The organism is Streptomyces sp. NBC_01481 (assembly GCF_026339995.1).
Classification (GTDB): Bacteria; Actinomycetota; Actinomycetes; order Streptomycetales; family Streptomycetaceae; genus Streptomyces.
In genome coordinates, this window is the sequence record NZ_JAPEPT010000001.1 from 938,033 (window position 1) to 956,489 (window position 18,457).

The following is an 18,457-nucleotide window of genomic DNA, read 5'->3' on the forward strand; positions in this document are numbered from 1 at the left end:
GACTCTCCGATGGGCACGCGCAGGTGAAGCGAGGGCGCTCGCAGTGACAGGGCGGCGCCGACGTGAATAAAATAGAGGTCGTTCTTTTTGTTTGTCTACGGGAATGAGGGAGTCCGCTGATGGCGCGACAACGACAGGAACGTGCGGAGCGGACGCGGGCCGCGCTCATCCACGCGGCTGCGGAGGTGTTCGACCAGGCCGGGTACCACGGCGCGGGTCTGAACGCGATCCTGCAGCAGGCGGGCACCACGACTGGAGCCATGTACTTCCACTTCAAGTCGAAGGAGGAGCTGGCCCGGGCGGTCATCGTCGACCAGGCCGCCGAGCTGCGGTGGCCCCGTGAGAAGAAGGGCCTGCAGCAGCTGATCGACGTGTGCCAGTACCTGGCCGTGGAGATGCGCTCGAATGTGCTGTTCCGGGCGGGTGTGCGGCTGGCCGTCGAGCAGAGCGAGGTGAACCTCCTCGACTACTCGATCTACGACTGGTGGGCCGAGCAGTTCGGTACGCATCTCGCGGAGGCACGTGAGCTCGGGCAGCTGCGTCCCGACGTCGACGAGGGCGCGTTCCCGCAGGTGATCGTCGCCGCGTACACCGGGACGCAGATCATGTCGCGGCTCGCCACCAATCGGGCCGACCTGCCCGAACGCATAGAGAACATGCTGCGATGTCTGCTGCCGGCCCTCGCGCCGGCTGAGGTCGTCGCCACTCTGGAGTTCCCGGGGAACGGTGAGGGGACGAAAGCGACGGGGGAGGCTGCCGCTTCATGAGGCCCGTCCGGGTGTTGCTGACGGGCTCGACCGGGTTCGTGGGGCGGGCAGTGCTCGGGGCTCTGCTGCGCGAAGGGGGCGCCGACGGGGGAGGGGTTGAGGTGCGTGCGGTCGTCCGCGGGGTTCCCGCGGGTGCCGGGGCCTCGGCGGGTGTGGAGTGGGTACGGGCTGATCTGTCGGACCCGGCGTCGCTGGACGGTGTGGCGAGCGGCGCGGATGTCCTCGTGCATCTCGCCTGCCGGGTCGACGGCGATGCGGAGGAGTGCGAGCGGACGAACGTCGGCGGCACCCGGGCGATCGTCGCCGAGGCCCGGCGGGCCGGGGTGGGGCGCGTCGTCCACCTGTCCACGGCGGCGGTGTACGGGCCCGGGCCGCACCGGGGCATCGCCGTCGACGGGGTCACGCCGGCGCCGGTGTCGGCGGCCAGCCGTACCCGGTTGGCCGCCGAGCGGATCGCGCTCGACGCGGGCGGAGTGGTGCTACGGCCCGGTCTCGTACTCGGGGCCGGGGACCGCTGGGTCGTGCCCGCGCTCGGCGAACTGCTCCGGCGGGTGCCGACGCGGTGGGACGGCGGGCGCGGGCGGGTGTCCGCGGTGGACGTCGAAGACCTGGCCCGGCTGGTGACCGCGGTGGCCTTGGCCCCGGACCACGAGGTGCCCTCCGGGGTGTTCCACGCCAGCCATCCGGTGCCGGTGCGCAACCGTGACCTGATGGCCCGGCTCGCGGAACTGGACGTCTTGCCGTCGGTGGCCGGTGACTTGCCGTGGGACCAGTGTCTGGCGCGCCTGCGGGAGGCCCCGGGCCACATCAGCGAACGGCAGTTCGCACTGCTGGCCCGGGATCACTGGTACGAGAGCGAGGAGATCTGGCGGTTGACGGGCTGCGCGCCGGGACCGGGGCCGCTGGAGCGGTTGGTTGGGGCGGCGGGGTGGTATCGGGGGTGGCTTGGGGAGGGGTGATGGCGCGGGCCACTCGGACGGCGACCAAGGGGGAATCCACCCAACTTGGCCAAGTTGTTGCCGAGTTGGGCACGCGGGGCGTCCGCGGGGGAAAGCGGCGGTAGGTTCGCAAAACTGAGGGCCCTGCCCTCTCGTCCCATGAACGAAAGTACGGCGGGCGGGAGGGCAACGACGGGTCCCCACCCCCGGTGCCCGGAGCGCGCAACGCCGTCCTGCGGCCCGTGGGAGTCAGTTCCCGTGACGGATACCGAGGTCAAGCCCATGGTCAAGCAGGTGAGAGCGGAACGCACCCGGCAGGCGCTGATCGCGGCGGCGGCCATCGAGTTCGACCGGCAGGGGTACGCCGGTACCTCACTGTCCGCCGTGCACCGGGCCTGCGGGGTGACGATGGGAGCGCTCACCTTTCACTTCCCCGCCAAGGCGGACCTGGCCACCGCCGTCTGCCACGAGGCCGAGGACGCCACCCGTCATGCGCTGGCACGACTCACCCCGGCCGGCACGCTCCTGCCGGTCGCCGAGTTCACCTTCGTGGTGGCCCGGCTGCTGGACGAGGAGGTCACCGTCCGCGCCGCGGCCCGGCTCACCCAGGAGCAGGCCGTCCCCTGCCACTGGCACACCGTCTGGCGCGCCGCCTTGCGGGAGGTAGTGGCCCCGACCCGCGAAAGGCCCGGCCCCGGACCCGAGCCCGACCTACTGGAACTGCTGGCCGTCTACCTCACGGCGGGCGCCGAGGCGGCCCTGCGCGCGGGACGCACCGGCAAGGAGGTCCGGACCCACCTGGAGTGTCTGTGGGCGCTGGTGTTCGATCCCGGGCCGCCGATCGCCGCCGAGGCGTGTCCCACGGGCGCCGACCTGTTTCCACCGGGCGCCGCCGCTCCCTCGTCCTCGGCCTCATCCTCAACCGCTACGAAAAGGCTCACTCCATGACTCGACGCTGCGCGCTCGTCACCGGCGGTTCCCGGGGCATCGGGGCCGCCATCGCGACCGAACTCGCCGCCGCCGGGCACCGGGTGGCCGTGCATTGCCGTACCGACTCCGCCGCCGCGAAGGCCGTGCTGGACGCCCTGCCCGGCACTGGGCACGCCCTCGTCACCGGCGATGTCGGCGCACCAGGAGCGGCTCGGAAGATCATCGAATCCGCGGTCGAACAGCTCGGCACGGTCGACGTCCTCGTCAACAACGCCGGCGTCTACACCGAACAGCCCGTCGCCACCACCTCGTACGAGGACTGGCGGGCCGGCTGGCGGCGCCTGGTCGACGTCAACCTCCTCGGCCCCGCCGATCTCATCTGGCACCACGTCGACCACCTCCGCCACCGGCTGCAGGGCCCCCAGGGCGCGCGCATCGTCAACATCGGCTCGCGCGGCGCCTACCGCGGCGAACCCAACGCCCCCGCCTACGGCGCGACCAAGGCCGCGCTGCACGCGCTGACCCAGTCGCTCGCCCAGTCGCTCGGCCCGCTCGGCATCGCGGTGACCGCCGTCGCCCCGGGATTCGTCCGCACCGACCTCACGGAACCCATGCTCGTCGGGCCCGCCGAGGACGACATGCGCCGGCAGAGCCCGCTCGGCAGGATCGCCGTGCCCTCGGACGTCGCGGCCGCTGTCGCCTGGCTGAGCAGCACCGGGGCCGAGTGGTGCAGCGGCACCGTGATCGACGTCAATGGCGCCTCCCACCTGCGCTGACCCCCCGTACTCACCCACCACGAACGGAGACAACGTGCGCGCCGCGCTCCTGCAGATCGCCGTACGACCGGACGAACCCGTCGCCGAGCGGCGTGACCGCGTAGCCGCCCTCGTCCGCGAGCAACACACCGCCGACCTCGTGCTGTTGCCGGAACTCTGGACGGTCGGCGCGTTCGCCTTCGACACGTTCCGCGAGCGGGCCGAGTCGCTCGACGGGCCCACGGCCCTGGCCATGGGCGAGGCCGCGGCCGCCGCACGGGTCTGGCTGCACGCGGGCTCGATCATCGAGCGCGGCGTGGGCGATGCCCTGTACAACACCTCCCTGGTGTTCGCACCCGACGGCACCCCGCACCGGACGTACCGGAAGATCCACCGCTTCGGCTTCGACCGCGGCGAGGCGACCCTGCTGGCCAGGGGAGAGGAGACCGTCACCGCCGTGCTCGACGGGCCCGGGACGGCCGGACTCACCGCCGGGCTCGCCACCTGCTACGACCTGCGCTTCCCCGAGCAGTTCAGGCTCCTGGTGGACGCCGGTGCCGAACTGTTCCTCGTCCCGGCCGGCTGGCCCGCCGTCCGCCGCGCCCACTGGTCACTGCTGGCCCGCGCCCGGGCCGTCGAGTCCCAGGCGTACGTCCTCGCCTGCGGCACGGCCGGCACACACGCCGGGGTCGAACAGGCCGGGCACAGTGTCGTGGTCGACCCGTGGGGCGAGGTCCTCGCCGAGGCCGGGCCGGGGGAGGAGACGCTCGTCGTCGACCTCGATCCGGCATTCGTGGCGAAGTCCCGAGCCGAGTTCCCCGCGCTCCGCGACCGAGTGCTCGGTGTGCCGACGCCCCGGTGACCGAGCCCCGGCGACAGGTGCCGCCCGCCCCGCGACCGTCGGGGCGGGCGGCACCTGTCGTCCGTGCCCGACGCGGACCGTCCACGCCATCAACTGCTGCTCCCCGCAATCCAGTTGGTTCTTTTCCCTCAGCCCCTTGCGGCCCACGCGGCAGACGTGTAACACTCTTTCGCGAGGCAGTCTGCCCACTTCCAGGAACCCTTTCAGGGACTCCGGGAGTTCCGGGAACTCTCCCAAGGGCCCTCGCACTGCCGTCGCGTCGCCATCGAGCGGCGCTTTTTTTGTTTCCCACGAAGGTGAGGCGACCATGGCCGACCCGGCCCCCTCGCAGTCCCGCCCGGAGCAGTGCGCGTCCCACCGCTGCCGCCGGGCGGCCCGTTCCGACGCGCTGCGGCGCAGGTCCGCCGCGCCCGGTGCCCGGCTCTGCGGATCGTGCGGGCGCGCCCTCGCGGCCGACCTGGCGGCGCTGCCCGCGCTCCACCACGACAGCGAGCAGCAACTCGTACTCCCCGCGCGGCGAGCGGGCCTCGCCCGGGTCACGGGCCACCGCCCGGACGCGCCGGCCGTGAGCGACGCGGCGCTGGAGGCCCGCCACGACGCCGTCGTACGCCTGGCCTCATGGGCCCGGCTCGTGCTGGACGAGTGCACGGACGCGGACACCGGAGCACCACCCGGCCGTACCGTCCCCGAACTGGCCGCCTTCCTCCGCCGCCACGTCGACTTCCTGGCCGCCCACTCCGCCGCGGGCCCGGCGGCCGACGAGATCTCCCAGGTCGCCACCGCCCTGCGGCTCGTCGTGGCGCCGCCCAGGCCCGAACTCGTACCGCTCGGCCGGTGCGTGGAGCCCGGCTGCGACGCCGAGGTGTCGCTGCCCGGGCGCGGCGGCGACGACCTGGTGCTGCGCGGACCGATGTGCGGCGCGGGACACGTACTCACGCCACGCCAGTGGCTCCTCCTGAATCAGCGTCAATCCACAGCCGTGGCCAAGGAGTCGGCATGAGCAACGACGTGCATACCCCGCGCGGCAAGCGCGTCCCCACCTCGCTCGCCGCCCTCGCCCTCGGCGTCCGCGAGGGCACGATCCGCCAGTGGGCCCGCCGAGGCAAGATCACCCGGTACGGCACCAAGCACCAGGCCCTGTACGACCTGAACGAGCTGACCGCGCTCGTGGCCCGCGAGAGCGCCACCTAAGAGCCCCCGGCACCACGTAACACCCCACACCCACATCACCGTTCGGCCCCCGCCGCGCGGCGCTTTCGCCTGCCCGGAAACGGGTCGGCACCTGAGGAGAGACAACAGTGGAGACACCCCAGACACCCCGGACAACCACCCAGGACACACCCCGGACAACCCAGTGGCAGCAGCACTGGCAGGCCCGCCGTGCCCCCTTCGTCGAGGAGTGCTTCCGGGCCCGGGAGAGCCTGCTCGCCGATCTGAAGGACCCGGGTGCCGCCCAGGCCCGCGTTCTGGACGACCTCATCGACATCGGCGCCAGCTCGCTGCACTGGAAAGAGGAGGGGTACGACGTCATCGCCGCCGACCCCGGCACCTTCCGTTCCGTGCTGCCGATCATGCGCTACAACGACTTCGTCGAGCAGATCGACCGGGAGACCCGCACCAAGGGCGGCATCCTCTCGTGCAGCCCCGTACTGCGCTGGCTCAAGACCAGCGGGACGACGGGCACCCCCAAGCGCGTCCCGTACACGCTGCACTGGCTGCTGAAGTACCGGATCCCCGCGATGAAGGCCATGTGGGGCACCTACCTGGAGCACCACCCGGAGATCCTCGCCCACCCCTGGGCCACGCTCGACACCCAGAGCGTCCGGGAGGACGTCTATGACTTCGTGCACGGGGTCGAGCACCAGGCGATCAGCAACCGCCACCCGCAGATCAACAGCCGGGACTGGAACCCGCCGTGGTACGAGTCCCCGTGGTTCGGCCCCGACACGCCCACCAGCCACGCCGGGCGGATGTACCACCGCGTACGGCACCTCGTCGGCAAGGACCTGCACTACATCTCGGCGATCAACCCCAGCACGCTCGTCTCGCTGCGCGACCTGTTCGCCGAGCACGGCGCCGAACTGGTGCGCGACCTGCGCGAGGGCACCCTTCAGGGCAGGCCGTGGACCGAGCCCGACGAGAAGGCCGCGCTCCACCTCGAACAGGCCCTGGCCAAGCGTGACTTCAGCCTCGTCGACGTCTGGCCGTCCCTCACCCTCTACAGCTGCTGGCTGTCGGCCTCCGCCGAGCTGTACCGGCCGCGCCTGGACGCCGTACTGCCCGGCGTCGCCAAGCTGCCGTTCATGAGCTGCGGCACCGAGGGAGTCACCACCATCCCCGTGGACGACACCCTGGAGAGCCAGCCGCTCGCCGTGAGCCAGGCCTGGTTCGAGTTCGTCCCCGCCGACGTACCGCTCGGGCAGCTCCTCGACGCCGGCGAGAAGATCGAGACCCTGCTGTACGACGAGGTCGAGGCGGGCCGCGACTACCACCTGATCATGTCCCAGGGGAACGGCCTCTACCGGCTGTGGACCGGCGACATCTACCGTGTCGACCGGATCGTCGACGACACGCCCTGGATCCACTTCACCCACCGCGACGGCGTCTTCCACTCCTTCACCGGCGAGAAGATCACCGAGGGCCAGGTCACCCAGGCCATCCGGCAGGGACTCGAAGGCAGCGGTCTCGACACCGGGCTGTACATGTGCGGGCCGCGCTGGGACGAGCCGCCGTCCTACACCGTCGTCGTCGAAGTACCCGCCCCGGGGGACGAGCTGGATGTGGAGCTGTCCGCCGCCATCGACCGCGAGCTGTCCGTCATCAACATCGAGTACGCCTCGAAGCGGGACAGCGGACGGCTCGCCGGCCTGCAAGTGCGGACCGTGGCGCAGGGCGCGATCGCCGCGTATGTCGAGTCGCGGCGGCAGCCGGGCAACGCGACTCAGTACAAGTACAAGCCGTTCCAGAAGGACACCGACTTCGTCGACGCGGTCGTGACCGACTGACCGCCCTGACATCACCAACTGCTCATTGAACAAGGAGAGTTGACCGTGCTGGAAACCCTCAGGCCCCCGCAGAACACCCGCCGCGAGATCATCGACCTGCCGTGCGGCGACGCCACCCGGCTCGCCCTGCACGTGTGGCGGCCGGAGCAGATCAGGGGAGCCGTCTTCTACTTCCACGGGCTGCAGAGCCACGCCGGGTGGCTGTGGGAAGTGGGCCCGCAGTTCGCCGACAACGACATCGCCTTCTTCGTCCTGGACCGGCGCGGCAGCGGCATAAGCCCCGGGGCGCGGGGCGAGATACCGGACGTCGACACCGTCCTCGGCGACTACGCCAAGGCCGTCGCGTTCGTCCGGGAGATGATCGGCGACACCGTACCCCTGTCCCTGTTCGGGCACTGCCTCGGCGGCTCCTTCATGGCGGCCCTGATGAGCTACGAGGGGTTCACCACCTCGTACGACGCGGCCGTGTTCTGCTCGTCCTGGCTCGGCCGGATGCACGCCACGCTCGACGCGGACACGCGTGCGGCGATCGTGGCGGAAGCGAGCGAGGAGCCGTGGGACGCGGGGCTGAAGGCCGCCGACTTCACCGACGATGTCAAGTACCAGCACTTCATCGACCACGACGACCTGGCCGTACGGCAGTTGACGCGGCGGTCGAGGGCCGTGCTGCTGGAGCTGGAGCAGCTGTATCTGACGCGCGGGCGTACGACGCCACGGGTGCCTGCGGCCACCTTCGTCTCCGGGATGACCGACCCGATCGTGAACCTCGACGCGGCCCACTCCGTCTTCCAGGACCTGGTCTCCGCGCGCGGATCGATCATGAAGTTCCCCAGCGACAAGCACTACCTCTTCTATACCGACGTCAGCGGCGACCTGGTCGACTGGACGTCGACGTACACCCTGCTCCAGGGGGTGAACCGTGGCGCCTGAGGCCGGGAGTTCCGGACGGGCCCGGCTGTACCACGTCGAGCTGCCCATGCGGACGCCGTTCGACCATCCCGCCGCCCGGCGCCGTACGTCCGACAGCCTGGTCCTGAGGCTCTCGGCCGACGGTGTGGACGGCATCGGGGAGTGCGCGCCGCGCTCGTACGTCACCGGCGAGACCACCGCGAGTGTGCGCACCGCGCTCGAACAGGTCGACTTCGCCGCGCCGTTCGCGCTGCTGACCGGCCGCGACCCGGAGGAACTGCTGGGCCTGCTTCACCGGGACGGCTTCGCGCGGACCTTCGGGATCGACGGCGGCAACAATCTGCTCTGCCTGCTGGAGACGGCGGTGCTCGACTGGCTGGGGCGGCGGCTGGGTCTTGGCGCGCGCGCTCTGCTGCCGGGGGGAGAGGGCGGGACTCCACCGCCCCTGCCCGTCTCCCAGGTGCTCGATCTCAGCCTGGACGCCGAGGAGTTCCTCGCCACCCGGGGGCCTTTCCACTTCGTGAAGATCAAGGCGTCGGACGACGTCGAGCACGACGCCCGGACCGTCCGCACCATCCGCGACAGGATCGGCGACGACGTACCGATCATGGTCGACGCCAATATGTGCTGGACCCCCGCGAACGCGGTCGACCACGCCCGTCGGCTGCGCGAGGCAGGCGTCGACTATGTGGAGGAACCGCTGCCCAAGGGCTCCTGGGAGGCGCTGCGCGTGCTGCGGCGCGACGGCGGGGTGCGGATCATGCTGGACGAGTCGGTGTGCGCGGCCCGGGACGCCCGTACGGCGGTGGAGTCCGGGGCGTGCGACGCGTTCAACATCCGGGTGTCGAAGAACGGGGGGCCGCTGCCGGCCGCCGGGCTCGTCGACTACGCCCGGGAGAACGGGGTCCGCTTTCAGTTCGGCGTCCAGGTCGCCGAGGTCGGCCCGCTCATCAACTCGGGCCGGGCGCTGGCCTTCGGCCACCCGGACGCGCTCACCGTCGAGGCCGGCCAGTCCGACCGCTTCTTCCCCGAGATGATCGTCGCCCCGCCCCCCGCCGTCGACCGTGACACCAACACCCTGTCACCGGCGGGAGGCACCGGCTGGGGCATGGACCTCGCCGCGAGCGCGGAGCGCTGGGCGGTACGGGACCTCTGAGCCCGCCCATCGCTCGTACCGTCTGCTGTCTCTTCCCACTCGCACATCACACCCCGCACACCCATGCCCGAAAGGCAGGACCGTCATGACCGTACTGTTCGAATGCACCTACCGGGGCGGCCGCTATTTCGGCCTCGGACTTCCCGAGGACGGCGAGCCGTTGCACGTCACCCCGCTCGGAAACCTGGACCTGGGGAAGCTGCTCGTCGAGGGCGGCGACGTCGCCGTGCTGCTCGCCGCCGCCGAGACAGTGACCATTCCCGCGAGCGAACGCGACGCCGTGTCCTTCCGGCCGCCCCTGCTGCCCGACCACCTCGGCGACGCCATGGTCGGCGGCTTCATGCAGACCCACAACGTCAAGGTGGACGCGGACACCCCGAGCCAACCGAACTGGTTCCTCAAGGGGCTCGGCGAGGTGCTGAAGACCTCCGGGGAGGAACTGCGCGCCCCCGTCGGCTCCGTCGCGCTGACCGAGGAGGCGGAGATCGTCCTCGTCTACGTCACCGATGACGACCACCGGCCCCGGTACGTCGGCCACACCTTCGGCAACGACCTCACCGACATCGGCCGCTTCCGCCGCCACCGCGGCCACCTCTCCTATGCCAAGCTGTGCGACGCGGCCGTGGCACCCTGGCTGTTCCTCGGCGAACCGCCGCGCCATGTCACCGGGCACGTCACGATCGAACGGGACGGCGAGCCCTGCTGGCGGGGCCACTTCACCACCGGCACCAAGGCTCTGCACTACGGGCTCGACGACATCATGTCCGAGCTGTTCTCGTACGACGCCCTGCTCACCCCCGGCCGCGTCCACTACGTCTATATCGGCGCCGACCGCAGCAGCTTCCACGACGGCCACCGCATGGCCGACGGCGACCGCGTCACGCTGGACTTCGAGAGCCATGGCGTCACCCTCTCCAACACCGTGCGGTGTGCGTCGCCGGCGCTCGTGGCCGCCGCGCACGAGGGCTCGTGAGCCGGGGCGAGGGGGTGCGCAGGCTCAGCGACACGGAGGCGGCGTTCGCCTACGCCCACGCACTCCTGCGCGGCAGCGGCCGGCTCACCACCACCTTCACGGTGAACGGCGTCCTCGCCCCGGAGCGGGTCGAGCGCGCGGTGGAGCTGTGGGTACGGCGGCTGCCGCTGCTGTCGCTGCGGATCGAGGACGCCGGCGGCGCGGGGCTGTGGTTCCGAAAGGGGGCGCCGGGAGCGTTCCCCGTCCACGAGCAGGAGGCGGACGGGGAACGGCTGTGGAGGCTGAGCGTCGGGCAGACCCCGGTGGGCACGACCCGCTTCTCCCTCACCCTCCACCCCGCGATCTGCGACGGCTACTCCGTCGGCCGCCTCGTACGGCCGTTGCTGGACGCCCTGTTCGGCACGCCGGGCGCCTGTCCCGGGGAACAGGAGCTGCCCCCCGACCTCGACGGGCTCACCTACGAGGGCGGGGGCGCGTGCGGGTGTGCGGTGTGCATGCCCTCCGGGTCGCCGCGCCGGGGCAAGCGGGCCGTGACGCCGTACGCGGGAGACAGTGACGGGCAGGCCGAGGAGGTGGGGCGTGCGGGTGATGTCGTGACCCTCGCCCTGAGCGCCTACGCGACTCGACGGCTGCGCTCCTGGTGCGGAACGCGGCAGTTGACGGTGAGCGGGTTTCTCACGACCGTGCTGGCCGACGCGCTCGCCCGGGAGAGCGGATGCACCGAGGTCGCGGTCGCCACCGCGGTGTCCCTGCGGCGGAGCTACGCCGAGCGGGCGCTGATCACCGAACCGGGCTGTGTGCTGGGCGTGGTGCGGGCGGCGCTGCGGGCGAGCCCGGGCGGCGACCCGGTGGGCGGGGCCCGGGCGAACGCGGCGGCGCTCTGCGCGGCGGGGCGTGCGTGGCGTCCGGAGCGGCGCGCGCACGCCGCTGTCCGTCGGGCCGTGGAGAGGGCGGCGGCGGGGGAGGGCGGGGTGGAGCTTCGGGTCACCGACGCCGGGTCGGTGGACACCGCGCTCGGCCCGCACGCCGGAAGGGTCACGGGGTTCCGGACCGTCGCGGCACACGGGGGGACGCGGCTCGGCGGCACCCTGCAGCTGTCGTCGTTCAAGGGGGCGTTGACGGTAGCTCTCGCCGTCGGTGGGCCCTGGGTGGCGGTCGCGGAGCGGGAGCTGACCGAGGCGGCACTGCTGCGTTCCGCTTTGCTGCCCGTGTAAAAGCGCAGGTGGGAGCCTTGCGTGGGTGCGGACTCCTCAAAGTCGTAGCCGGGGGTGGCCCTCCGATTGAAAACAAAGAGTTCGTTCTCTATTTTTTAGTCCAGGCTTCGAACCAGCGAGGCCCGCCCAACTGCGCACAGCTCAGAGGAAAGGGGACGCGTCATGGGGACTTTGTCCATGGTGGCTCCCGAGCCGGCCCGGACGGTGGTCGGCTCCGCCGCGAACCGCCCCGCCCTCGACGCCTTCGTCGCGGAGATCTTCGAACGGCTGCCCCGTGCCGACCAGCGCAAATGGGCCCATATCTACACGCGTGGCCTGCTGGTGACGCCGGGTCGCAAGACGGTACGGCGGCTCGCGGCCTCCGTGTCCGACTCGACCACGGCCGCCCAGGCCCTGCACCAGTTCGTCAACGCCAGCCCCTGGGACTGGGCGCCGGTCCGCGCCCGCCTGGCCGACTGGGTCGTACGGCGGTCCCGGCCCCGCGCCCTGGTCCTAGGCCCGGCGGTGCTGCCCAAGCGCGGCGACCGCTCCTGCGGGGTGCACCGCCGCTTCGTCCCGCAGGACGGACGTACCGTCAACTGCCAGGTCGGCGTCGGCGCGTTCCTCGCCACGGACGACGCGACGGTCCCCGTCGACTGGCGTCTGCTGCTGCCCGGCGCGTGGTCCGAGGACCCGGAGGTACGCGGCCGGGCCCGCGTCCCCGAGACCGCCTCCGGCGCCCAGGACTCGGCCGAGGCGCAGGCCTTGGACCTGGTCGACGAGGTCGGCCGGGGCCTGCCGGACCCGGACCTGCACGGGGTGCCGGTCGTCGCCGACCTGGTCGGCTTCGCGGACTCCGGCGCGCTGGTGTGCGGGCTGGTCGCCCGGCGGCGGCGGTTCGTCGTGGCGGTGCCCGGGGACCTTGTCGTGCTTCCGGACCGGGTGGTGGGCGGTGTGGCCGGGCGCGTCGTGTTCGGTGCGTACGGTCGGGCTGCCTCGGGTGCGGCCGGACGTACCGCGTCCGGTACGTCCGGGGCGCGGGCGCGTGCCGTCACCGCGCGGAATCTGCTCGCAGCCCATCACGGCCGGTCGCCGCTGCACCCCCCGGCGGCGGCCGAGCCGGACCTGGCCCTCGCGCCGGGACCGGCGGCCGTGGCGACGGGGGTGGTCCGCCTCCCCGGCATCCCCGTCGCCCTCCGGCTGGTCTGCGAGCGTTGGGGGGAGGGGGGCGGTGCCTCCGGTGATGGCGTGCGGGTCTGGCTCACCGATCTCGTGGACCGGCCGGCGCCTGAGGTGCTGGCGCTGGCCCGGCTGCACACGGAGGCCGTCGACACGGTGGAGCGGTTGGCCGAGGACTTCGGGCTGCATGCCTTCGAGGGGCGTTCGTACCCCGGCTGGCACCACCACATGACGCTGGTCTCCGCCGCCTTCGCCTACGGCACCCTCGGCTCCGCCACCGCGCCGCCGGGCAACCCGGCCCCCGCCTCACGTGGACCGATGGCGGGCCGACCGCCGCGCGGGGCACGAAGCGGTGCGGCGCCGACGCGGAGTGCCGGGGCTCCGGGGCGGGGTTCGACAGCTCCCTCGCGGGCTTCTACGGCTTCGACGCGGCCTCCCGCGGTTCCGACGCGGTTCCCGTCGGCTTCGACACGGCCTCCGCTGCCCTCGACGGCTCCCACGCAGCCTTCGGTCTCCCCCGCCAGGCACTCGGCGCCCCCAGCCCTGCACTCCGCACCCCCACTCTTCCCACCACCCCCCGCGCCCCCACCCTCGCGGACCCCCACCTCTCCGACACGAACGGGATGCTCCTGATGGCCCTTCCCAAAGCGTTCTGGCTGCTGTGGTTCGGGCAGACCGTCAGCCGGCTCGGGACGCTCGCCCCCGCCTTCCTCGTCCTCTACCTGGAGCAGGACGGCCTCGTCGCCCCCGGCACCACCCCGCTCGTCGTCGGACTCTTCGGCGCCGGTGTCGTGCTGTCCGGGCTGGTGGGAGGGGCACTTGCCGATCTGATCGGGCCGCGCCGGACCATCGTCGCCGCCCAGCCGGTGGCCGCCGCGATGGCCCTGCTGTTTGCCGTCGCCGACCATGTCGTCGCGTTGTGCGCGCTGTCGCTGATCACCGGGTTCCTGTCGGCCGTGGACCGGCCGGCCGGGGCCGGGCTGATCTCCGCGATCGTTCCGCAGGAGCAGTTCTCGAAGGCGTACAGCCTCTTCCTCGTCGGCTTCAACATCGGGATGTCGCTGAGCCCGGTCGTCTCCGGGTTCCTCCTCGAAGTCAGCCCCGGCGCCCTGTTCGTGGTCTGGGCGGCCTCCAGCCTCGTCTACGCGGCCCTGGTGTTCGCGGTGCCCGCCGACCCGCCGTCCGCGCGGGACGCCGACCGGCCCGCCGGGGCCGCGGCCGCCCTGAAGTCGGCCGCGCGCGGCATCGCCGAACCGTTCCGCACCCCCGTCCTGGTCGGCTTCCTCCTGCTGACCTTCCTGCTGGCCTGCATCTACCTTCAGGTCAACTCCGCGCTGCCGCTGGACATGCGGGACAGCGGGCTGACCGCCGGGGACATCGGGTTCGTGCTCGCCGTCAACGCCGTACTGTCGGTCCTGCTGCTGCCGCTCGTCCCCCGCCTCGTCGGCGGGATGCGCGCCCATGTGCCGCTGATCCTGGCCGCCGGGTTCATGGCCCTCGGCTTCGGCGTCAACGCCTTCGCCGACGGCATGGTCACCTTCACCCTCGCCACCGTCGTCTGGACACTCGGCGAGGTGCTGTGGGCCCCCATGTCCGCGACCTTCATCGCCGACCGCGCCCCCGCCGGACGCAGCAGCACCTACCAGGGCTCGTACTTCTTCGCCTGGAACGCCGCGTTCGTCGTCGGCAGCCCCGCCGGACTGGCCCTCGCCCACGCCCACGGCTACGGATCGCTGTGGCTGTCCGTCCTGGGCCTGGGCCTGGCCGTGACACTCGGCTTCGCGCTGCTGCCGAGGTTGACCGGGTTCGCGACCAAGACCGACCCCGAGCCCGACGCCGTCCCCGCGTCGAAGGCCGTCCCCGCGCCCGCCCCCTTCCCGGAGCCGGAAGCCGTCCCCCGAGCGACCGCCACCGAAGAATCCCTGACCACAAAGACAAGGTGATCCCACATGTCCGCACCCACCCCCCGCACCGCACTTCTCGTCGGAGCCGCCGGCGGCATCCTCAAGGAGGTCTCGCGCCAGCTCGCCGAGGAGGGCCACACGCTCGTCCTCTTCGACCGGGACCCGGAGGCCGTGGGCCGGCTCGCCGAGGAGCTGGGGCAGATCACGAAGGTCGAGGCCGTCGTCGGTGACATCACCGACATCCCGTCGGCGGAACGCCAACTGACCGACATCGTCGACCGGTTCGCCCCCTCGATCCTCGTCAACGCCGTCGGCGGCGACACCCGGGTCATCGGCTACGCCGACCTCACCACCGACCACTTCGACCAGTCGTTCCTGGAGAACGTGGTCAGCAGCTGGATCGCGGTCAAGGTGTGTGCCCCGCGCATGGCCGCCGATGGCTACGGACGCATCGTCAACTTCGCCTCGGCGGGCGGCCGTACGTACAGCCACTTCAACAACGCCGCGTACGTCGGGGCCAAGGCCGCAGTCATCGGCATGACCAAGCAGATGGCGTACGAGCTCGCCCCGACCGGGGTCGTCGTCAACGTTGTCGCGCACGGGCCCATCGCCACCGAGCGGGTCGCGGGGGCGTTCGGGCGGCGCGATCCGGCGCAGCAGGCGGCCGTCCTGGCCAAGCTGCCGACGGGCCGCTACGGCACCGTCGCCGAGGCCGTCGGCAGCGTGCTCCACCTCTGCTCGGAGAGCGCCGGCTACTCGACCGGATCCGTCATCGACATCAACGGCGGCCTCTACATGTGAGTCCCGCCCCCGCCCCCCATCGTGACACCGGAGGTTTCCATGGCGAAGTTCGTCGTCGAGTTCGAGTACAACGTCGATCGTGCGGGCCGGGAGCATCTGCACCCCGCCCACACCGACTACCTGCGGGCCCTCACCGACAGCGGTGTGCTGCTGCTCGGCGGGCCGCTCCAGGACACCAACGGCGGTCTGCTGGTCTACGAGGCCGAGGACCGTGACGCGTTGCAGCGGATTCTGGACGCCGAGCCCTACGTCACGGGCGGCATCGTCTGCCACATCCGTATCCGGCAGTGGGCGCCTGGTAAGGGGACGTGGGTTGCGGGGCAGCGTCAGGCAGTGGCCTGAGCCCGAGGGTTTTTCGCCCCCCGCCACCCCTACCCATTCCCGCCCCCGGGGGCCGCGTCCCCAGACCCCCGCTTTCGCGAAGTGACTTTACCCGAAAGGACCAACTGACGTGCTCGTGACGCCAGTTCAGCAAGCTGCCACACCCCTGCGCCGTGAAGCGCTGCACGTCGGCATCGTCGATCCGGGTATGGACTCGATGCGCCTGCTCAGCGAGACGGCGATGAGGTTTCCCGAAGCGTTGTCGTTCTCGTCGGGGGCGCCCCACGACGGCACCCACGACCTCGCGAAGCTCTCGTACTACGTCGACCGTTATATCGCGCATCTGCGGGAGAAGGGGGTGCCCGAACAGCGCATCACCCGGCTGCACTTCCAGTACGGACCCGTCAACGGGTTCATCCAGGAGGAAGTCGCGTTGATGCTCGCCAGGGACGAGGACATCGATGTCGCGCCCGAGGCCGTCATGATCACGCACGGCTTCCAGGAGGCGGCGCTCGTCGCCCTGCGGGGGCTGTTCCGGTCGCCCGACGATGTGTTGCTGTCCGTGTCCCCGGCGTACGTCGGCATACGCGGGGCCGCCCGCATGCTGGACATCCCCGTCAAGGGCATCACCGAGGGGCCCAACGGGCTCGAACCGGAGGCCGTGGCCGCCGCCGTGCGCGCCGTGCGCGCCGAGGGCAAGCGGCCCGCCGCGCTCTACCTGGTCCCCGATTTCTCCAACCCGTCCGGCACGGTCGTACCGCTGGAGGCACGGCGGCGGCTGCTCGCGCTGGCCGCCGAGGAGGGGTTCACCATCCTGGAGGACAACCCGTACGGGCTGTTCGCGAGCGACGAGGAGCGGCTGCCCACGCTGAAGTCCCTGGACACGCGGGGTGACGTCGTCTACCTCGGTTCCTTCGCCAAGTCCGCGTTCCCCGGCGCTCGGCTCGGCTATCTGGTCGGCGACCGCGAAGTGGTCGGCGAGGACGGCGCCCGGCGCACCCTCGCCCAGGAGCTCTCCAAGGCCAAGGCGATGTTCACGGTCGGCTCGTCGTCGCTCTCCCAGGCGGCGATCGGCGGCATCCTCGTCGACGCCGGCCACGACCTGCGCTCCGCCACCCGCGACCTGGCCGCCGTCTACCAGGAACGGCTCGCCGCCACCCTCGACGCCCTCGCCGAGCACTTCCCACCCGAGCGGTACGCCGAGCACGGGGTGCGCTGGAACCGGCCGCGCGGCGGTTTCTTCCTGGTCGTCGAGGTGCCCTTCGAGGCCGACCTGGTTGCCATGGAGCGGTCGGCCCGCGACTACGCCGTCAGCTGGGCGCCGATGAGCATGTTCCACCTCGAAGGCGGCGGCGAACGCGCCCTGCGCCTCGGCTTCAGCAACCTCACCCCCGCCGCGATCCGCGAGGGCATCACCCGCCTGGCCCGCTTCATCGAGGACGAGTCCACGTCCACCTCGGAGGCCACCTCATGAGCAGCACACCCACCCGCCCCGTCGCCGTCATCGTCGACGGCTACTCCTCCGGCAACTTCTACCCCGCCGCCTTCGCCGCGTACGGCACGGACGTCGTCCACATCCAGTCCACCCCGGAGCTGATCCCGGCGATGGCGCCGCCGGACCTCACCGCGTACAAGGAGAACATCGTCGGCCACGGCGGCGAGGCCGCCCTTGTCGAGCGGTTGCGCGCCTTCGGACCCGTGTGTGTGATCGCCGGGCAGGAGTCGTCCGTGCCGCTCGCCGACCGGCTGAGCGAGGCGGTCGGCGTCCCCTCCAACGGCTCGGCGCTGTCGCCGGCCCGCCGCGACAAGTACGAGATGATCGAGACGCTGCGCCGGGCCGGGGTGCGCTGCGCGCGGCAGTTCAAGACCGACGACCCGGACGCGGCGGTGAACTGGGCTGAAGATCACGGAAGTTACCCGGTCGTCGTCAAGCCGCTCAGCTCGGCGGCCTCCGACGGCGTCTTCGTCTGCGACGGCCCCGACGCGGTGCGCGCCGCCGCCCGGACCGTCCTCGACGCCCCGAACATGTTCGGCCTCGCCAACACCGAGATCCTCGTGCAGTCCTACCTCAAGGGCACCGAGTACATCGTCGACACGGTCAGCTGCGGCGGCGAGCGGTACGTCTGCGGCGTCTGGGAGTACGAGAAGACGCTGCTGCCGTCCGGCAAGAACATCTACAACCGCGACCTCCTCGCCGACCCGGACGACAACCCGGTGGTCGCCGCCCTCACCTCGTATGTCGACGAGGTCCTCGCCGCGCTCGGCGTCGCCTGGGGGCCGGCCCACGCCGAGGTCATCGTCACCGACGAGGGCCCCGTCCTGGTCGAGATCGGCACCCGTCTCAACGGCAACATCAACGCGCCCTTCCACGACGTGTGCCTCGGCCACAACCAGGCGGCGCTCACGGCGCGGGCGTACACCCGGCCCGGCGAGTTCCGCGCCGAGTACGCCGGCCGGACGTACGCCCGGCTGCAGCCCGCCGTCGTCTACAACACCCCGACCGAGCTGGACGGTGTCGTGGAGTCCGTCGACGAGACGGCCGTGGCGGAGATCCGGTCCCTGGAGAGCGTGTTCTTCACGGCGGTCAAGTTCGGACCCGGTGCCCGGATCAAGCCGACGGTCGACCTGCTGACCAGCTCCCTGCGCGTGTTCTTCACGGCACCGGACGACACGACCCTGACGGCCGACTACGAGAAGGTCCGCTCGCTGAAGGACGCGGTGTACCGCGTCGCCTGACCATCGTTCTTTCCCCTCTTACGACTTA

General features: G+C 71.7%; 18 protein-coding genes. All 18 read left to right on the forward strand.

Annotated features, from left to right (window positions below):
• Positions 1-119: 119 nt before the first annotated feature.
• The 18 genes from OOK40_RS04350 to OOK40_RS04435 all read left to right on the forward strand — a co-directional run bounded on the left by OOK40_RS04350 (position 120) and on the right by OOK40_RS04435 (position 18,429).
• Positions 120-767 (forward strand): ScbR family autoregulator-binding transcription factor, encoded by a 648-nt coding sequence (locus OOK40_RS04350; protein WP_266476602.1) that lies wholly within the window; start codon positions 120-122, stop codon positions 765-767.
• Positions 764-1,726, forward strand: a complete 963-nt coding sequence (locus tag OOK40_RS04355) for an NAD(P)-dependent oxidoreductase (RefSeq protein ID WP_266476604.1) — start codon at positions 764-766, stop codon at positions 1,724-1,726. Before OOK40_RS04350 ends, OOK40_RS04355 begins: the two co-directional genes overlap by 4 nt.
• A 237-nt stretch (positions 1,727-1,963) precedes the next feature.
• Positions 1,964-2,653: a TetR family transcriptional regulator gene (locus OOK40_RS04360; protein ID WP_266476605.1), complete on the forward strand. Its 690-nt coding sequence runs from the start codon at positions 1,964-1,966 to the stop codon at positions 2,651-2,653.
• Positions 2,650-3,411 carry an SDR family NAD(P)-dependent oxidoreductase gene (locus OOK40_RS04365; protein WP_266476606.1) on the forward strand — a complete coding sequence of 254 codons (762 nt, stop codon included), beginning with the start codon at positions 2,650-2,652 and terminating at the stop codon, positions 3,409-3,411. Before OOK40_RS04360 ends, OOK40_RS04365 begins: the two co-directional genes overlap by 4 nt.
• A gap of 34 nt (positions 3,412-3,445) precedes the next feature.
• The gene (locus tag OOK40_RS04370) at positions 3,446-4,252 is read left to right on the forward strand and encodes a carbon-nitrogen family hydrolase (RefSeq protein WP_266476607.1); all 807 of its coding nucleotides are present in this window, start codon (positions 3,446-3,448) and stop codon (positions 4,250-4,252) included.
• Positions 4,253-4,559: 307 nt separating this feature from the next.
• On the forward strand, positions 4,560-5,252 hold the full coding sequence (locus OOK40_RS04375) for a hypothetical protein (protein ID WP_266476608.1): 693 nt from the start codon (positions 4,560-4,562) through the stop codon (positions 5,250-5,252).
• A complete protein-coding gene (locus OOK40_RS04380; protein WP_266476610.1) occupies positions 5,249-5,443 on the forward strand; it encodes a hypothetical protein in 195 nt (64 codons plus the stop codon). The genes OOK40_RS04375 and OOK40_RS04380 overlap by 4 nt, the downstream gene beginning before the upstream one ends.
• 107 nt (positions 5,444-5,550) lie before the next feature.
• A complete protein-coding gene (locus tag OOK40_RS04385) occupies positions 5,551-7,257 on the forward strand; it encodes a GH3 auxin-responsive promoter family protein (RefSeq protein WP_266476612.1) in 1,707 nt (568 codons plus the stop codon).
• Positions 7,258-7,302: 45 nt separating this feature from the next.
• On the forward strand, positions 7,303-8,187 hold the full coding sequence (locus OOK40_RS04390; RefSeq protein ID WP_266476613.1) for an alpha/beta fold hydrolase: 885 nt from the start codon (positions 7,303-7,305) through the stop codon (positions 8,185-8,187).
• Positions 8,177-9,322 carry an enolase C-terminal domain-like protein gene (locus OOK40_RS04395; RefSeq protein ID WP_266476614.1) on the forward strand — a complete coding sequence of 382 codons (1,146 nt, stop codon included), beginning with the start codon at positions 8,177-8,179 and terminating at the stop codon, positions 9,320-9,322. The genes OOK40_RS04390 and OOK40_RS04395 overlap by 11 nt, the downstream gene beginning before the upstream one ends.
• A gap of 85 nt (positions 9,323-9,407) precedes the next feature.
• The gene (locus OOK40_RS04400) at positions 9,408-10,295 is read left to right on the forward strand and encodes an FAH family protein (protein ID WP_266476615.1); all 888 of its coding nucleotides are present in this window, start codon (positions 9,408-9,410) and stop codon (positions 10,293-10,295) included.
• Positions 10,292-11,509: a hypothetical protein gene (locus OOK40_RS04405; protein WP_266476616.1), complete on the forward strand. Its 1,218-nt coding sequence runs from the start codon at positions 10,292-10,294 to the stop codon at positions 11,507-11,509. The genes OOK40_RS04400 and OOK40_RS04405 overlap by 4 nt, the downstream gene beginning before the upstream one ends.
• 162 nt (positions 11,510-11,671) lie before the next feature.
• Positions 11,672-13,300 carry a transposase gene (locus OOK40_RS04410; RefSeq protein WP_266476618.1) on the forward strand — a complete coding sequence of 543 codons (1,629 nt, stop codon included), beginning with the start codon at positions 11,672-11,674 and terminating at the stop codon, positions 13,298-13,300.
• Positions 13,300-14,610, forward strand: a complete 1,311-nt coding sequence (locus tag OOK40_RS04415) for an MFS transporter (protein ID WP_266476619.1) — start codon at positions 13,300-13,302, stop codon at positions 14,608-14,610. Before OOK40_RS04410 ends, OOK40_RS04415 begins: the two co-directional genes overlap by 1 nt.
• A 6-nt stretch (positions 14,611-14,616) precedes the next feature.
• Positions 14,617-15,372, forward strand: coding sequence for an SDR family NAD(P)-dependent oxidoreductase (locus tag OOK40_RS04420; RefSeq protein ID WP_266476621.1), 756 nt, complete (start codon positions 14,617-14,619; stop codon positions 15,370-15,372).
• A gap of 39 nt (positions 15,373-15,411) precedes the next feature.
• Positions 15,412-15,714, forward strand: a complete 303-nt coding sequence (locus OOK40_RS04425) for a YciI family protein (protein WP_266476622.1) — start codon at positions 15,412-15,414, stop codon at positions 15,712-15,714.
• A gap of 109 nt (positions 15,715-15,823) precedes the next feature.
• On the forward strand, positions 15,824-17,167 hold the full coding sequence (locus OOK40_RS04430) for a PLP-dependent aminotransferase family protein (RefSeq protein WP_266476624.1): 1,344 nt from the start codon (positions 15,824-15,826) through the stop codon (positions 17,165-17,167).
• Positions 17,164-18,429 carry an ATP-grasp domain-containing protein gene (locus OOK40_RS04435; protein ID WP_266476626.1) on the forward strand — a complete coding sequence of 422 codons (1,266 nt, stop codon included), beginning with the start codon at positions 17,164-17,166 and terminating at the stop codon, positions 18,427-18,429. The genes OOK40_RS04430 and OOK40_RS04435 overlap by 4 nt, the downstream gene beginning before the upstream one ends.
• Positions 18,430-18,457: the final 28 nt, after the last annotated feature.

Excerpts from the sequence above, each read along its gene's own strand:
- OOK40_RS04425 (WP_266476622.1), top strand. The coding sequence starts at position 15,412 with ATGGCGAAGTTCGTCGTCGAGTTCGAGTACAACGTCGATCGTGCGGGC.
- OOK40_RS04355 (WP_266476604.1), top strand. The coding sequence starts at position 764 with ATGAGGCCCGTCCGGGTGTTGCTGACGGGCTCGACCGGGTTCGTGGGG.
- OOK40_RS04420 (WP_266476621.1), top strand. The coding sequence starts at position 14,617 with ATGTCCGCACCCACCCCCCGCACCGCACTTCTCGTCGGAGCCGCCGGC.
- OOK40_RS04365 (WP_266476606.1), top strand. The coding sequence starts at position 2,650 with ATGACTCGACGCTGCGCGCTCGTCACCGGCGGTTCCCGGGGCATCGGG.
- OOK40_RS04435 (WP_266476626.1), top strand. The coding sequence starts at position 17,164 with ATGAGCAGCACACCCACCCGCCCCGTCGCCGTCATCGTCGACGGCTAC.
- OOK40_RS04415 (WP_266476619.1), top strand. The coding sequence starts at position 13,300 with ATGGCCCTTCCCAAAGCGTTCTGGCTGCTGTGGTTCGGGCAGACCGTC.
- OOK40_RS04410 (WP_266476618.1), top strand. The coding sequence starts at position 11,672 with ATGGGGACTTTGTCCATGGTGGCTCCCGAGCCGGCCCGGACGGTGGTC.
- OOK40_RS04400 (WP_266476615.1), top strand. The coding sequence starts at position 9,408 with ATGACCGTACTGTTCGAATGCACCTACCGGGGCGGCCGCTATTTCGGC.
- OOK40_RS04350 (WP_266476602.1), top strand. The coding sequence starts at position 120 with ATGGCGCGACAACGACAGGAACGTGCGGAGCGGACGCGGGCCGCGCTC.
- OOK40_RS04375 (WP_266476608.1), top strand. The coding sequence starts at position 4,560 with ATGGCCGACCCGGCCCCCTCGCAGTCCCGCCCGGAGCAGTGCGCGTCC.
- OOK40_RS04380 (WP_266476610.1), top strand. The coding sequence starts at position 5,249 with ATGAGCAACGACGTGCATACCCCGCGCGGCAAGCGCGTCCCCACCTCG.